Genomic DNA, 15,411 nt, shown 5'->3' with positions numbered 1-15,411 from the left:
ATAAGCTCGAAAACCGAGCTTAAGTCTTGCATTACCCGAGTTAGCCTCGCAATCCGAGCCTAAACTAAATGAAATCCGTACTAAAGCAGGAATTATGTCAATCCCTGTTTGGAAGCTTCTCAAAGTGAGCTAAATCGAGTTTATGTGCACTAAAGTAGAATTTTTTTCAGGAAATTTATGGTACAAAAGGATGAATTTTTTTATAGCATTGAAATCCCTTTCAGTTTTTTATTCGCCAAAAGGTTAGGTCTATGTAATCAAAACGTCTAGACCTTTACTCCTGAAAATCGTTAATTTCCATTTAATGAGACACAAAACTACAAATAATACGAAGTATATAGTCATATAAAGCCCTTTTGACTGTAAAAATTTAACTGTTATGATAATGGTAAACTTGGGTATTGTTTAAGGAACCAAATACAAATATCGGTTAAAGGATGATTACACAGATGAGGAAGATGTTCTCTGGTGAAAGTAAAGTCTTTTACTTGTACCGGTATATTTCGCTCGCAGGAACTTCGTTAGTGTATGCCATCGAGGATCGTGGCCCCCCATTACGTTTCAAAATTGGTATCATTTTGGTGCTATTCATCTTTGCCAAGTGGATTACGGACATGTATACCCAAAGTGGCCAAGCCTCTCGCACAATTAAAATAACCGTAGGCTTGGAAATGACTGGGATGATGATCCTGCATCTTCTAAGCGGCGGTATGGACAGTCCGTTCCTTTGGTGCGTATTCAATCCCGCATGGATGGCTGCCAGCTACCTCTCCTCTATCTACTGCTGGTTTATGATGCTGAGTTACTTCTTATTCGTCACCGCATTTTCCTACTTTTTTGCCAATGACCAGACGCAGACGCTAGCCACTATGTTATTAAATGAAAATCGCTTTTACCTGATGCTATTATTCATGACCCTCTCTATTCAACTATTAGCTGGTGTCAAAAGTAGGCTTGAAATTGCGAACGCTCGAACAACGGAGACGATGGAGCATATGAAGTCGCTGTATCAAATCGTGGAAGCAGCTACGCATAGTGAATCGGAGAATTTGAAAATTATTTTTGCTGAATTCGCTCTAAAGCTGACCAAGCTCAAAATGTCCTTCTTCTGGGATGTCAATGGGAGCGGAAATGGCGGGCACGATCATCTGATTACTCAGGGTATCACGCCTGTTGGTGTAGAAGCTTCCCTGTCTACTGCTATTGAAAATCATGCGGCCGAACTCAGACAGCTAGATAGCTGTATGGTGATGAGTCTTCCTGAGCATGGTGATTTTCTTGTGATTCCCATCAAGTCGTCGACCCGATTCTGGGGAGTGATGGGAGTTAAGATCGAGCGCTCCAGCTATGAGGAAGGCAGACATTGGTTTGTCAAACAGCTATATTTTCTATCTGAGCTGTGCGCCGTCATTTTGGAGAGGCATCAGCTCGAGCGTATTGAGAACCAGTTGATGATTATCGAGGAGCAGAATCGGATTGCCGACGAGATGCACGACAGCGTTTCGCAGTACATTTTCGGAATTGTGTATGCCGTACATTCGCTCAGTCGCAAATGGAAAGACATTTCAACAGATCAGATCAAGGAGCAGCTGCAAATTATCCAAGAGTCATCTGTAGCGGCATCTCAAGAACTTCGTTCAACCATTTATAGTCTTAGTTCTAGGAAAAATGGCGGTGCTTTTTGGATCACAACCGTTAAATCTCATCTAGACAGCTTGTCCAAGCTGCACGCTGTGAAAGTAACCTTAAATGTGACTGGTGATGATCATGGTCTGCAGGTCAATTATCAAAAGGCTTTGTTCAGGATCATATCGGAAGCAACTGGAAACGCCATTCGTCATGGCCGAAGCAGCCACATTCAGGTAGATCTAAGTATGAAGTCAGATGAGGTAAAGCTCTCTGTCTTGGATAACGGGAGTGGATTCAGTGTTACAGAACGGCTATCTGACCCTAAGGTATCCGGACTTGGTGTGAATAACATGGAGCTGCTTGTTCAGTCTTTTGGCGGAACGATTAACATTCAGAGCACGAAAGGAAAAGGTACACATATTCAAGTGACACTCCCTTCCGGGCATCAGGATAAAAAGGAACTAAATGAACTTCAAATGATGGGCTAAAACAAGGTTATGAGGCTATTCCCATTCTAACGAAAGCTGGTGGTACTTTGAAAGTTGTTATCGTAGATGATCATCCGTTGGTGCGAAAAGGATTGTCAGCTGTGCTAAAGCTTGAAGCTAACATCGAAATTTCTGGCGAATCGGAAACGGTGGAGCACGCACTCCAGTTAATCAAGGAAACGAAACCGGATCTGGCTATCGTGGATCTTAAGCTGGGGAATCGTTCTGGACTCGAAGTGGTTGAGATGATTAAAGATTCGCCATGCCGAAGTATCATTCTGACTTCATCGACTATGGAGCAGGATGTAAGAAGGGCAGAGGCTGTGGGAGCGGATGGTTATGTACTCAAAGAAGCGCTGCCAGAAGAATTGCTGCTTGCCATTAAATTGATTTTCAAAGGTAAAAAGTATTACGATCCAGGCTTGATGGAAATGTTGTTCAAGAAAGAGGAAGAAGACAGCTTCAGTAAGCTTACGCCGAAGGAGCGGGAAGTGTTAATTGGTCTTGGAGAGGGTTTATCCAATCAAGGAATGGCCAAGAAACTGATGGTTACCGAGTTCACTGTCAAGAAGCATGTTAGCCAAATTCTAAACAAGCTATGTGTCAACGATCGTACGCAAGCGGCTTTGTTAGCGCAATCCAAAGGACTAGTCAGCAGTTTTCAGTAAGCCATTTAAGCATTCATGGTCCGAAAGTATACCATCGCTTTATTACATATAGCCATTGGTAGATACACAAAATAGACCCTAAAAATTATAATATCGGGTAATATCATAATTCTGGGAATTCATATAGTATTTGTGTATAACCAACTAACTGACAAAAAGCGGCATTCTTCATTCCTTTTGATCGTAGAGTGCTTCACCTAAGCTACTAACTAGCTAACTCTGTCGAAAAGAGATTGTTGAATGCTCTGGCTAAAGGAGTGATTGAATGTCGGTTCGATAGTGGGGGTTCAGGCAAATAAAACGCTTTCATTGCAAATATCATAGCTCAATTTTTTTAGAAAAGCAATACTGAATTCATCGAGTTTCAAACTATTTTTTTTCGGGAGGGTACCATGGAGAAATCGATCTTGGATTACTTTGTACTCATTCGCAAAAAGCTGTGGATGATTGCACTTTTCGTTCTTCTTTCGTGTCTGACAACGTTCTATGTCAGTAAGACATTCGTTGAGCCTGTTTACAAGGCGAACACACAAGTGCTGGTTAGCAGCACGTTCAAGAGTGAAGAAGCGATAGATCTTAGCGATGTGTCGATGAACTTGAATTTAATTGAGAGCTACAAGGAAATCATGAAGTCAGATCATATCATTCAATTGATGCTGCAGAGTCACCCCGAATTCGGAATGACACAGAAAGAGCTGCTTAAGAATCTGAAAGTGAGCTCCACGGATAAAACACAAATTATCAAAATTGAGCTTGAGGATCCTAGCTATGAAAAAGCAGTTGTGATTACCAAGACACTTGCTGATACGTTCATTAGTGAAGTGCCAAGCTTGATGAATATGAATAATGTCAAGATTCTTTCTAATTCTGATGCTGCTGTGAAGCCATTGCCAGTCAATTCCAGCGTAATCATCAATCTTGCTTTGAGCTTCATTTTATCGGCGATGGCAGCCATTGGTGTTTTCTTCTTCTTTGAAAATATCAATGACACGATTCGTTCTGAAAAAGAAGCTGAGCATATCGTTGGTTTACCAGTACTCTCTTCCATCGGAACGATTAAAAAGGGTAAAGCAGCTAAACCATCGCGTGCAAGAAGCAGAGAGGTAGGGGAAAAGGCATATGTCACAGCTAAGTAATGTTCTTGTGGCTGAATTGGATCCGATTTCGCCGGTCTCCGAAGCATATCGTTCCTTGCGTACAGCGGTACGCTATAAAAAGGTTGTACCAGCAGGTCAAGGAATGGTGCTCATGGTTGCATCTCCTAAGGCGCAAGAAGGCAAAACGACGACCCTTGCTAATTTGGCTATCACCTATGCACAGGAAGGTAAGTCTGTCGTGGTCCTTGATTGTAATTTACGGCAACCAGCCCTGCATGAGATGTTTGGTGCTAAGAATTCGAAAGGCCTGATTCACTTTTTAAATAAGGGGCTAACCGCCCAAGAAGTCATTACACCGACAGGAATTGTCGGGCTTGATCTCATCGCCAGCGGTGGTCAACCGCTGAATCCATCCGAGCTGTTAGGCTCCGCCCAAATGGATGCCTTGATGAACGAGCTCAAGCAGCGGTATGAAGTCATTCTCATCGATTCGCCATCAACACTTGACTATACAGATGCTTGTTTACTCACTGAGTATAGTGACGGCGTGATGCTAGTTGCCAAAAATGGCAAGACGAAGCGAGAATGGGCGAAGCAAGCGAGAACACAGTTAGAGCAGTCTGGAGCCAGAATGCTTGGCATTGTTTTCAACCAATAATTGAAACCATTAGCGGATAGACTTTCCATAATCGATAGCGGATGCTTACGAAGCCAGTTTTGCTAAAGCAAAACTCTGAGGAGGATGAGAGAGATGAAAAAGGTGAAGAAAGCAATTATTCCGGCCGCAGGATTAGGAACGAGATTCCTGCCTGCTACGAAAGCGATGCCCAAAGAGATGCTCCCGATCATCAACAAGCCGACTATTCAATACATCGTGGAAGAAGCCATCGAATCCGGAATCGAAGATATCATTATTGTTACCGGCAAAGGGAAGAGGGCAATCGAAGATCACTTCGATAATGCTTTCGAGTTAGAAAACAAGCTGTTGGAAACAGGGAAGCTGGAGCTTCTCAAGGAAGTACAGCGTTCATCCAAGGTAGAGATTCATTACATTCGTCAAAAGGAACCCAAAGGTCTTGGACATGCGGTCTGGTGTGCAAGAAGGTTCATCGGGAATGAACCATTCGCAGTGCTGCTAGGCGATGATATTGTCACAGGGAAGGTTCCCTGCCTAAAACAGCTCATTCAACAATATGAATTATCAGAAAATTCAGTTATCGGAGTACAAACCGTACCGCCAGAGCTTACCAATCGTTACGGCGTCATTGATCCAGGTGAGCAAAATAACCGCCTTTATCAAGTGAAAGACTTGGTTGAAAAACCAAAATTAGGCACAGCCCCTTCCAATCTTGCCATTATGGGTAGATATGTGTTCTCCCCTAAAATTTTTGAATTTTTGGAGCTTCAGGAGAAAGGCGCTGGCGGTGAAATTCAACTGACAGATGCGATTCAGAAGCTTAATCAAATAGAACGAGTGCTAGCGTATCATTTTGACGGTATCCGTTATGATGTGGGTGAACGTCTCGGTTACATTCTCACGACAATGGCGTTCGCCTTGGAGAGTAAAGATCTTCGGCTAGATGTTCTTGAGGCGATGGCTGCCATCCTAATCAAGGAGCAATATGCACCAATTCTAGAGCATCTGGGAGGTGGAGACCATGAGCTTGCGCGAACTGCAGGAGGATTATGAGTACCTGGGACCTCAGAAAATTCCCCAGAAGAGCTACTACACGGCTGCTACCCCTAGACCGCAAGAAGGGAAAAGCGCTGCTTCCTATTTATTTGTAAAACGGATGCTCGATATTATGCTATCCATCATGGGCCTTCTCTTCCTGACACCGTTATTTATCATCATTGCTATCTGGATTAAGGTGGAAGATCCTAAAGGCTCTGTTTTCTTCAAACAAAATCGAGTCGGTAAAGACGAAATACTTTTTCCTATGTATAAGTTTCGCTCGATGGTGTCCAATGCGGAAGAGTTGAAGCAGCAGTTGATGAGTCAGAATGAAGTTGAAGGCGCGATGTTTAAAATGAAGAATGATCCTCGCGTTACACGCGTCGGGCGATTACTGCGCAAAACAAGTATAGATGAGTTACCACAATTATGGAACGTACTTGTAGGTGATATGAGCTTGGTCGGACCAAGACCAGCTTTGCCTAGTGAAGTTAGTGAGTATACACCATACGAGAAGAAGCGCTTAGCCGTTACTCCTGGTTGCACGGGGCTATGGCAAGTAAGCGGGCGAAGTAATTTAAGCTTCGAGCAAATGGTTGAACTCGATTTGACTTATATCAGAGAACGAAGCATTTTCTATGATTTGAAAATTATCTTGAAAACAGTTTCGGTCCTTCTTGGCTCCAAAGACGCGTTTTAGAGAACAGAAGGGAAAGGAGTTACACCATCGTGCTTATTCAGCCAAAACCAAGGGTATCTATTGTCATCTGTACCTATAATCGTGCGGATTTGCTTCAAATCACCTTGAACTCATTACCTGCTTTAAAAGCTATAGACAAAGCTGAGATTCTCATCGTAGATAACAATTCCACAGATCATACGCGTGAGATCTCACACTCGTTTATTCAGCGTCAAGCAGGGATCACGGACGTTCATTATCTATTTGAACAAACCCAAGGGCTTTCGGCTGCGCGAAATAGAGGTATTCAAGAAGCTAAGGGTGATATTGTCGCCTTTCTCGATGATGATGCAGTTCCTTGCATGGAATGGATACGCACCATCATAGACACCTTGGATACTCGGCAAGATGTGTATGCAATGGGAGGTGTGATTCGACCTCGTTTCGAAAGTGAACGGCCGAAATGGTTGATCGAGGCGCTAGAACTGCCCTATACGATTGTAGATATGGGTGCAACTGTGGATGAGTATCCGATGAACAGACATCCATTTGGCGCGAATATGGCGATTCGCAAATCCTTTCATGATAAATACTTGTTCCCAACCGACCTAGGTAGGAAGGGGACACTGCTATTGTCTGGAGAGGAATCCTGGATATTTGATCAGATGAAGAAAGAAGGGAAGGCTATTCTTTATCAGCCTTCCATGGTGGTTGATCACTTCATCCCGGATAGCCGGTTGACGAAGGATTGGATCAAGCAGCGCTATTATTATCAAGGTGTTACGAATGGCTCGATGCATAAGAGTCGTATCAGCAAGCTTGTTCTTCTCGGTAAGGTTGCCAGCAAGGTGCTCTACATTGCCGTAGATGCCTTGTTCGCGCGAACCGAAGGAAGAAAGCTGTTGATTACATGCCGAATGCAAAGCATAAGAGGCACGCTAGACACGCTCAGTAGACGTGGAAAAATGCGCTTAATAGGGTGAGGATACTGATGACGCCGGATCTTCCAATTCATAAAAAGCCAATGTATTATGGTGCGATCTACGTACTCCTTGCTGTCATGGTGGGCGTAGCGGCTGCTTATCAGCCTATGTTCAGTATCTTGGGGCTAGGTGTGCTTTTCACATTCGTTTATGCCATCTACCAGCCGAAGAAAATGAGTTATCTAGTCCTGCTCTCAACCGCCATATCGATTAACTACATTGTCGAAGCGAATATGCCTGGGCTAGAGATTATTTCTCTTTATAAACTTGGGATTTTGATTCTGTTAGTTCCCAGCATGCTGCAAAACGGACTTCGATGGAAGTTCATCTATCCCATAGCAGCTATCGCCAGCATGTTATTCCTTACCATCTTCTTCTCAGATTGGCATCCAAGGCTGACGCTATCACTCACCTTGAAAGCATTTATCGGACTGACGCTTCCCTTCTTTTTTCTCATGATTAAATGGAAAAAAGGGACAGCTCAAAGGCACATCCGGATTATTTGTCTGCTGCCATTGGTAAGTGTTGGAACTGGGGTGATGCTTCAATTGGCTCATCTGTATTCGTTTCTCAATGTGGAGTTCACGGGAGCGATTCGGGTACAAGGGGCGAATATCGCACCCCACTTGGCGATGCTAGCTTTTCTAGGCATTACCGTTGCCTTAATAGAGACCAAACGCAATCCGCTGCAAGCCAAGTTTTACTATTGTACATTGGCTGCTAACTTTGCGATTCTGATCGCTACGGGAACTAGAGGGCCTATCCTCGCCATGCTGGCCATGGCTGCTTACTATTTCTTCGATATGGTTAAGCAGTATATCAAAGGGAAGCTGATCTTAATTATCCCGCTGCTTTGTTCCTTGGCCTTGATCGGCGGGGCTGTCTATGTACAGTGGGACAATATGACAAAGCGTTCGTTCGAACGCCAGACAGGTACGGGTATTGACTTGTCAGGAAGAACCGAAGCTTGGAGCTATTTCTTGAAAGGGGTGAAAGATTCCCCCCTGACAGGCAGAGGGCTAGGTGCGGTTACCGTTGCGAATGACGGAAGTTTATACGAAGGTTTTGTGGTTCCTCATAACGAGTATATCCGCTTTTATTACGATGCTGGTTATATCGGATGCAGTCTGTTGTTTCTATCTTTACTAGTCTTATTTGGAATGATCTATCGAGTAATCCCACAGAGAATTAAGATTTACTACGTGGCGTTCATCCTGGCATTCTTTCTATATTCCTTGTCGGATAACACCTTATCGACTGTTCAATTCATCATTCCTTTTTGCTGGTATTTGAATTGCTTGTATATTCTGTCAACGACAAATTCGAAAAAAGAAGAAGTGATCTGATGAGTAGAGTGACTATGTTCGATGTTAATTTTGATAATTATGATTTTCTGGACTTGCTTGCCTATATGGATGAGGTCATACGTCAGAAAAATCATTCTTACATTTTGACCTGTAATGTCGATCATTTAATCAAGCTCAGAAAGGATGCTGAGTTTCAGAAGGTGTATTCAGGTGCAGGCGCCATTGTTGCGGATGGTATGCCGATCATATGGGCATCGCGGATGCTCCGTAAACCGCTTAAGCAGAAAGTATCCGGATCTGATTTGTTCACAAAGTTAGGAGAAGCTTTCGCAAGCAGGCAATACAAGCTTTTCTTCTTAGGATCAGCAGTCGGTATTCCGGAGCAAGCGGTAAAGAATCTGAAGCTCATATTTCCAAATCTGAATATCGTTGGCTGTTATTCCCCCTCCTATGGATTCGAGAAGAAAAAAGAGGAGAATGAACAAATTGTTCAGATGCTAATTGATACGCAGCCTGACATTGTGTTTGTCGGCGTTGGCGCTCCAAAGCAGGAGAAGTGGATTTACCAGAACTACCTTCAATATAAAGTCCCGATTTCTATTGGCGTTGGCGCAACGTTCGATTTCATTTCGGGCACGGTGAAGAGAGCTCCGAACATTATGCAGAAAACAGGATTCGAATGGTTTTGGCGTCTTGCCCAAGAACCGAGAAGGTTGTGGAAGCGTTACTTGGTTCACGATGCAATGTTTGTGGTCCTGCTATGGCGGGAAATTATTAAGCAATTCAAGATGAAACGGGAGGGGACGGGAATCAACAGTGGATGAAATAAGCAAATTGATTAAGCCCCCTTTTATCATGACGCAGGCTAGCCGGATGACAATCCTGTTGGTTGGAATGGCTTTGCTCGTCTCTTTACTCATTGGTTATTCTAGTGCGACTCTGAGTCCTGAACTTAGTATCCAAATCACGATCCTTTCGATGCTGCTGTTTCCTGCTTTTGTGATGGCCTTGCTGGATTCGCGTCGATTGATACCTTATATCCTGCTCGTTTGGGTCATTTGCCCGGAGATCCGGAGAATTCAGGATTGGATGGAAGGTACGTACCATTCTGTCTCCTTATTGAGCATTGCGCCACTATTAACGAGTGCGGTTCTTATCATTCCAATCCTTGCCAAGTTTCATCAGATGGAATCCCGAATATACAAACTGCTCATTTATGTAGGTATTGTGCTGCTGTATGGAAGTCTGATTGGAGCAGCTAAGAATGGAAGCGGAGCCTTCTATGACTTGGCTAACTATGTGATTCCATTATTATTAATCCCTTATGCTGCCTTATCTCATTTCGATAATAAAGCGCTGGATCGCTTAGTTGTCGCATTCTCTAACACCGCTATCTTGGTTGCTGTTTATGGCATTATCCAATATGTGATGGTACCTCCCTGGGATGCATTCTGGATGAACCACGTGGAGATGACCTCAATTGGTCACCCGCTTCCCTTGGAGATCCGAGTATTCTCTACGTTGAATTCCCCAGGACCGGCAGGGATGTATATGGGAACTGCGCTTGCACCGATGATTCTGGAAAAAAGGTGGCGGGGACCGCTCGGCTGGATCGGTATTATTCTGGTAACGGTGGGACTTCTCATCACATTAGTCCGTTCGGCTTGGGTAATGTTATTCATTGATATCGCCATTTATACGGCTGTATCAGCGGGTAGACAGAAATGGAAATTGATTGCTCAATTAACAGCGGTTATTGCAGCTATGTATCTGATTATTCCAAAGCTGCCCGGTGCACAGGGGCTGATCGCCCGATTGGATACAATGACAGCCATTCAGGACGATCATTCCTACAATGAAAGATTGGACTTCTTCCATACCGTTTTCCCGATGTTGTTTGCTAAACCGCAAGGGTTAGGTCTTGGCAGTATTGGTGTTGGTACGAAGCTAAGTAACGGAGGAGCACTTGGTGAATATGGCATTTTCGATAATGGATTCGTTGCCATTTTCCTTACCTTTGGTATTCTCGGAGGCTTACTGTTTCTATGGGCCCTATGGCTTGTCACCCGATATCTACTATCCCAAAAAAAACAACCAGGCGGAATAACAGCCTACGGGAAACTGGGGCTCTCAGCTTTACAAGGAAGTATCGTTTGTCTCGTGTTTGAAAATGGTTATACGGGTTTGAAAGGCTTTCTACTATGGATGGTTGTAGGAATTGGAATCATGGCGCATCAAACGATCGTTCAAGAAAGGAGGCAAATTCCGGATGCAGCAACCAGTCAACTTGAAAATAGTCCGCATAAAGCCTCTATTCGGCTTCATTAAAGCATTCTTTTCAAGCAAGAGTCATATCTCAGCTTCCATTAGAACGATGTTTTTCAGTGTTCTAATCTTAGTGATTAATATGCTTACAGGTATTTTAACAGCACGTTTTCTAGGACCCTCCGGCCGAGGAGAGCAAGCGGCTATGGTCTTATGGTCACAGTTCTTAGCCTTTAGTTTTACTTTCGGTTTGCCTTCCGCCATTATTTACAACGTGAAAAAGAACATGAAGGATTCCGCCAAGCTTTATTCGACCGCTGTTCTCATGGGTTTGACAGCAGGCATGCTTGCAATGAGCCTGGGGATACTGGTGTTACCCTATTGGCTCCGCACGTATTCAGACAGCGTGGTCCTTTTCTCCCAATGGTCCATGGTGCTCGTACCTCTCATCGTATTGTCTCAGATTAATAATGCGATGATGCAGGTGAGAGGCGAATATAAGCTGTTCAACCGACTGCGCTTTCTTGTTCCGCTTAGTACGCTCATCGGTTTAGGGCTGCTCATCCTAACAAGAACAATGAATCCTTACACGTCAGCCGTAGCCTATCTCGCTCCGGCGGTTCCCTTTTACATATGGACGACAGTGCGCTTACTTAAGCAGTACAAATTCGTGATAAAGGATGCTTATCAGTCCTTCCAGACATTAATCCGATACGGTATTGGATCATACGGTAACGATTTAATGGGCAATGTCTCCTATTATATCGATCAAATTGTTATTATCGGTCTCCTAAATCCAACGGAGCTTGGACTATATGCGGTGGCAGTAAGCCTCTCCCGTGTAGTCAATATTTTCTCCACTTCCATTATTGTGGTGTTGTTCCCGAAAGCATCGGGTTTACCTAAGGAGAAAGTCGTTGAGATGACCTTCCGTGTATACAGGATCAGCACTTGTGTCGCTTTACTTTGTTCCATGATGATTATGCTAGTTGCACCTTTCGTAATGCCACTACTATATGGCCCTGATTTTAAGGAAGCGATCAGTGTTTTTCGAATGCTGCTGCTCGAAGTTTCCATATCCGGTGGAACCATGGTTTTGGCTCAAGCGTTCATGGCTTTAGGCAAGCCCAAGATTGTTACGATTCTGCAAGGGATAGGGCTGCTAATCGTCATCCCGTTACTAACGGTTCTGATTCCGAAGTTCGGATTGTTCGGTGCGGGAATGGCCATATTATCATCAGGTTTACTGAGATTCGTCTTTATTCTACTTAATGTCAAATTCACCTTGAAGACGAAACTTCCTAAATTATTGATTAATAAAGATGATGTACGTTGGTTACTTTCAGCAATATCAGCATATAAAGCCAAATAATTTGTTTGAAACTGGGGGAGGGGCGAACGAAATGAGTCACTATAGTGACGCTGTGGGAGAAAATCGGATTTCTGTTGTCATCATTGCACAAGACGATGAAACGAGAATAGCAGGTGCGATTGCCTCCTGCAAGCCTTTTGCAGACGAAATTGTTGTCATTGATGGCGGGAGTAAAGACGGAACAGTCCGTGTATCTGAGCAGTTGGGATGCAAGGTATATGTGAACGCTTGGCCTGGTTATGCAAAGCAGCGTATTTATGGCAGTGATCAAGCTGCGTATGATTGGATTTTCGTTATTGATACCGATGAGGTTGTTAGTGAACCTCTTGCAGCTTCGATTCAGAAGTTGAAAAGTAACTTGTCTGATCCGAGCAAAGCTTATGCTGTCTTGCGTATTGGTGACTTTCTGGGACGTTGGATGGGAAAGGGCGAGAAGCTTGTCCGGCTATATAACCGCACCGAAATTCAGTACCGGGAAAGTCTTGTGCATGAAACGCCGGATGTCGCAAGTGAGAATATTGTGTATGTGCCAGGTGTTCTGTGGCATTATGGTTTCCGCAGCATTCATGATCACATTCAGCGGTTTAATAAGTATACCGACTTGGAAGCCGAAGGCGCTGTTGCTGCGGGGAAACGATTTAGCCTGCTGCGAATGATCGTTCGTCCTCCCTTGCGATTTGTCCAGAAGTATATCGTTCATGGTTTGTATAAAAAAGGGATTCCTGGACTTGCGGTGTCCCTGTTCTGGGGAATATATGAATTCCTCGTGTGTATGAAACAGTATGAACTGGGGCTTGCTCGGAAAAGAGTGAAACATTCCCAGGAAGAGCCAATTAAGGAGGGGAAAGCTTATGCTACACTGCAATAGTTTGCGGATCCTGTGTACCGGAATGGGTTGGCCATCTGCACAGCCTGGAGGACTAAACACTTATTTCAAACATATTTGCGAAAGCTTAGCTACCCGTCATGAGCTGGAGGCGCTGGTTTGCAGCGCGAACAAGCCGGTCGTTCAAGACGACCTCCGTGTCACGAACGTAGCCGTCACTGATTTGAAGTTAAGTAAAAGACGAGATGCCTTTCGGAAGCGCGCTGCTGAACTGATGAATGGGCAGGATATTGATGTCGTGTATTCCCATTTTGCTCCCTATAGTATAGGAGTTGCCATGGAGGCCAAAGCGCGAAAAATTCCGGTCGTTATGACGTTTCATGGTCCTTGGAGCGAGGAAATCAGGCTCGAAGGCAAGGGATTAAAACATCGAATCAAAACCATGATTGCTAAGAGCTGGGAAATGAAGGCTTATCGGCTGGCGGATGCATTCATTGTATTAAGTGAAACGTTCCGTGATATTCTTCATCACCAGTACGGTGTCCCGCTTTCAAAGATTCACATCATACCAGGCGGTGCTGATGTTGCCCGGTTCAAGCCGGCTGCGGATCGCACAGCGATAAGAAAGAAATTGCAGCTGGAGGAAGGGACGACAGCGGTGTTGACCTTAAGAAGATTAGTCAACCGAATGGGTCTTCTTCAATTACTGGAAGGTTGGAAAGAGGTTGCGAGAACGATTCCGGATGTTGTGCTGTTCATTGGAGGCAAAGGGCCGCTGCAAGGAGAGTTGGAGAGCCGAATTGCTGAATATGGACTCCAGTCCCGCGTCCGAATGCTTGGCTATATTCCTGATAATGAGCTTGCTGACTATTATCAGGCTGCTGATCTGTTCGTTGTACCGTCCCAAGCGTTGGAAGGCTTCGGATTAATTACCGTAGAAGCAATGGCCGCCGGGGTGCCAGTCATGGCGACACCGATTGGAGGCAACCGCGAAATTCTTCAGAAATACCGGCCAGATATGCTGTTTGCAGGAAAAAGCAGCCACGATATGGCTTCTGGTCTAATTCGCCTATTGCGGCACCGTGAAATGTGGCCTACTGCAGAGCAATGCAGAAGCCATGTATTGGAGAATTACACCTGGGATCGTGTATCCAAACAGGTAGATAGTGTATTTAATCGCGTAATCGATCAGCATATGATTGCTTACGGAGGCAATCGTCAGGTAACCGCTGGAAAGAAAGGAGGACGTGAACAGGATGAGGGTAGCTTATTTGGATCATACCGCTAGATGGAGCGGGGGAGAAGTCGCACTTTATAACATTATTACCCATCTCGGAAACGAAGTTGACCCACTAGTCATCGTAGCCGAGGAGGGTGATCTCGTTAATCGTTTAAGAGACAAAGGTATCGACGTTCGCGTCTTGCCTTTAAGTGATAAGGTACGCAATCGCAACCGGAATGCAGTGAATTTGCAAGCTGTATCGGCCGCTTTTGAGCTTCTCACCTATGGGAAGAGGCTCTCCAAATTATTGAAAGCAGAACAAGTCGTTTGTGTACATACGAATTCGTTGAAATCTGCTTTTTATGGAGCTGTAGCTGCTAAATTGGCCGGTATTCCTCTCATCTGGCATATTCGGGATCATATCGGAGTTCCTTACTTGAAACCGATCGTCGCTCAGGCGATACGATGGATGTCCCGCTTGCTGCCCAACGGCGTCATAGCGAATTCGAATTCAACCTTGAATGCTCTGCATTTGCCGAAATCGAAAAAAACGTTAGTTGTTTACTCGGCTTTCGCAAAAACGAAGAATTCAGGGATTGCTGTAGAGAAAAAATGGATGAAGCCCTACGTTGTTTTGCTAGTTGGCAGGCTAGCGGAGTGGAAAGGCCAACATATTTTACTTGAAGCTGCCAAGTCGTTTCTACCCGATCAGCAGGTTCAGTTCTGGTTAGCCGGAGATGCCTTGTTCGGGGAAGACGCATATAAGCAGCAGCTGATTCAGCAAATGGCAGACAACAAGCTGTACAATGTCACCTTATTGGGGCATGTGGATGATATACAAACATTAATGCAGCAAGCGGATCTTCTAGTGCATACTTCCATAACTCCTGAGCCATTTGGTCAGGTCATCGTAGAAGGTATGGCGGCTGGATTACCCGTAATTGCTTCTAATGAAGGCGGTCCGACAGAAACGGTTGTTGATGGCGAAACGGGACTTCTCATTACGCCCGGTGACCCCGCTTTGCTTGCCGATTCCATACGCTACCTGCTGGAGCATCCAGAGGAGCGGCGCAGAATGAGTGAGAATGGCATAAAACGCGTGGAACAACACTTTGTCATCGAACGAACCGTTACCCAAATCACTCATTACTATGCAGGTTTAATTGCTAACTCGTAATTACCGCTAGTAAATAAAGGATG

Annotated in this window: 14 protein-coding genes; all 14 read left to right on the top strand. The window is 44.6% G+C overall.

Going from position 1 to position 15,411, the window contains the following annotated elements:
• Positions 1–449 precede the first annotated feature (449 nt).
• The 14 genes from ASD40_RS28730 to ASD40_RS28665 all read left to right on the top strand — a co-directional run bounded on the left by ASD40_RS28730 (position 450) and on the right by ASD40_RS28665 (position 15,388).
• Positions 450–2,117: a sensor histidine kinase gene (locus tag ASD40_RS28730; RefSeq protein WP_057306559.1), complete on the top strand. Its 1,668-nt coding sequence runs from the start codon at positions 450–452 to the stop codon at positions 2,115–2,117.
• Between the two features lie 47 nt (positions 2,118–2,164).
• A complete protein-coding gene (locus ASD40_RS28725; protein ID WP_057306558.1) occupies positions 2,165–2,785 on the top strand; it encodes a response regulator in 621 nt (206 codons plus the stop codon).
• Positions 2,786–3,177: 392 nt separating this feature from the next.
• On the top strand, positions 3,178–3,921 hold the full coding sequence (locus tag ASD40_RS28720) for a YveK family protein (protein ID WP_057306557.1): 744 nt from the start codon (positions 3,178–3,180) through the stop codon (positions 3,919–3,921).
• Positions 3,905–4,540, top strand: coding sequence for a CpsD/CapB family tyrosine-protein kinase (locus ASD40_RS28715; protein ID WP_057306556.1), 636 nt, complete (start codon positions 3,905–3,907; stop codon positions 4,538–4,540). Before ASD40_RS28720 ends, ASD40_RS28715 begins: the two co-directional genes overlap by 17 nt.
• Before the next feature lie 93 nt (positions 4,541–4,633).
• Positions 4,634–5,572: a UTP--glucose-1-phosphate uridylyltransferase GalU gene (gene galU, locus ASD40_RS28710; RefSeq protein ID WP_057306555.1), complete on the top strand. Its 939-nt coding sequence runs from the start codon at positions 4,634–4,636 to the stop codon at positions 5,570–5,572.
• Positions 5,541–6,257 carry a sugar transferase gene (locus tag ASD40_RS28705; protein ID WP_057306554.1) on the top strand — a complete coding sequence of 239 codons (717 nt, stop codon included), beginning with the start codon at positions 5,541–5,543 and terminating at the stop codon, positions 6,255–6,257. The genes galU and ASD40_RS28705 overlap by 32 nt, the downstream gene beginning before the upstream one ends.
• Positions 6,258–6,286: 29 nt before the next feature.
• Positions 6,287–7,219, top strand: coding sequence for a glycosyltransferase (locus ASD40_RS28700; RefSeq protein ID WP_235549428.1), 933 nt, complete (start codon positions 6,287–6,289; stop codon positions 7,217–7,219).
• Between the two features lie 8 nt (positions 7,220–7,227).
• The gene (locus tag ASD40_RS28695) at positions 7,228–8,565 is read left to right on the top strand and encodes an O-antigen ligase family protein (RefSeq protein WP_057306552.1); all 1,338 of its coding nucleotides are present in this window, start codon (positions 7,228–7,230) and stop codon (positions 8,563–8,565) included.
• A complete protein-coding gene (locus ASD40_RS28690; protein ID WP_057306551.1) occupies positions 8,565–9,350 on the top strand; it encodes a WecB/TagA/CpsF family glycosyltransferase in 786 nt (261 codons plus the stop codon). Before ASD40_RS28695 ends, ASD40_RS28690 begins: the two co-directional genes overlap by 1 nt.
• Positions 9,343–10,854 carry an O-antigen ligase family protein gene (locus ASD40_RS28685; RefSeq protein WP_235549427.1) on the top strand — a complete coding sequence of 504 codons (1,512 nt, stop codon included), beginning with the start codon at positions 9,343–9,345 and terminating at the stop codon, positions 10,852–10,854. Before ASD40_RS28690 ends, ASD40_RS28685 begins: the two co-directional genes overlap by 8 nt.
• Positions 10,796–12,163, top strand: coding sequence for a lipopolysaccharide biosynthesis protein (locus tag ASD40_RS28680; protein WP_057306550.1), 1,368 nt, complete (start codon positions 10,796–10,798; stop codon positions 12,161–12,163). The genes ASD40_RS28685 and ASD40_RS28680 overlap by 59 nt, the downstream gene beginning before the upstream one ends.
• Positions 12,164–12,194: 31 nt before the next feature.
• The gene (locus ASD40_RS28675) at positions 12,195–13,031 is read left to right on the top strand and encodes a glycosyltransferase family 2 protein (RefSeq protein ID WP_057306549.1); all 837 of its coding nucleotides are present in this window, start codon (positions 12,195–12,197) and stop codon (positions 13,029–13,031) included.
• Positions 13,015–14,277: a glycosyltransferase family 4 protein gene (locus tag ASD40_RS28670; protein WP_063870861.1), complete on the top strand. Its 1,263-nt coding sequence runs from the start codon at positions 13,015–13,017 to the stop codon at positions 14,275–14,277. The genes ASD40_RS28675 and ASD40_RS28670 overlap by 17 nt, the downstream gene beginning before the upstream one ends.
• The gene (locus ASD40_RS28665; protein ID WP_057306548.1) at positions 14,246–15,388 is read left to right on the top strand and encodes a glycosyltransferase family 4 protein; all 1,143 of its coding nucleotides are present in this window, start codon (positions 14,246–14,248) and stop codon (positions 15,386–15,388) included. The genes ASD40_RS28670 and ASD40_RS28665 overlap by 32 nt, the downstream gene beginning before the upstream one ends.
• The last annotated feature ends 23 nt before the right edge of the window (positions 15,389–15,411 follow it).

It is taken from the genome of Paenibacillus sp. Root444D2, from assembly GCF_001426375.1.
In the GTDB taxonomy this organism is placed as follows: Bacteria; Bacillota; Bacilli; order Paenibacillales; family NBRC-103111; genus Paenibacillus_E.
This window is presented reverse-complemented; position numbering and strand designations above follow the sequence as displayed.

What these genes read in the sequence shown, in the direction of transcription:
- ASD40_RS28730 (WP_057306559.1), top strand. Translation starts at nt 450, where the DNA reads ATGAGGAAGATGTTCTCTGGTGAAAGTAAAGTCTTTTACTTGTACCGG.
- ASD40_RS28720 (WP_057306557.1), top strand. Translation starts at nt 3,178, where the DNA reads ATGGAGAAATCGATCTTGGATTACTTTGTACTCATTCGCAAAAAGCTG.
- ASD40_RS28715 (WP_057306556.1), top strand. Translation starts at nt 3,905, where the DNA reads ATGTCACAGCTAAGTAATGTTCTTGTGGCTGAATTGGATCCGATTTCG.
- galU (WP_057306555.1), top strand. Translation starts at nt 4,634, where the DNA reads ATGAAAAAGGTGAAGAAAGCAATTATTCCGGCCGCAGGATTAGGAACG.
- ASD40_RS28705 (WP_057306554.1), top strand. Translation starts at nt 5,541, where the DNA reads ATGAGCTTGCGCGAACTGCAGGAGGATTATGAGTACCTGGGACCTCAG.
- ASD40_RS28695 (WP_057306552.1), top strand. Translation starts at nt 7,228, where the DNA reads ATGACGCCGGATCTTCCAATTCATAAAAAGCCAATGTATTATGGTGCG.
- ASD40_RS28690 (WP_057306551.1), top strand. Translation starts at nt 8,565, where the DNA reads ATGAGTAGAGTGACTATGTTCGATGTTAATTTTGATAATTATGATTTT.
- ASD40_RS28680 (WP_057306550.1), top strand. Translation starts at nt 10,796, where the DNA reads ATGCAGCAACCAGTCAACTTGAAAATAGTCCGCATAAAGCCTCTATTC.
- ASD40_RS28675 (WP_057306549.1), top strand. Translation starts at nt 12,195, where the DNA reads ATGAGTCACTATAGTGACGCTGTGGGAGAAAATCGGATTTCTGTTGTC.
- ASD40_RS28670 (WP_063870861.1), top strand. Translation starts at nt 13,015, where the DNA reads ATGCTACACTGCAATAGTTTGCGGATCCTGTGTACCGGAATGGGTTGG.
- ASD40_RS28665 (WP_057306548.1), top strand. Translation starts at nt 14,246, where the DNA reads ATGAGGGTAGCTTATTTGGATCATACCGCTAGATGGAGCGGGGGAGAA.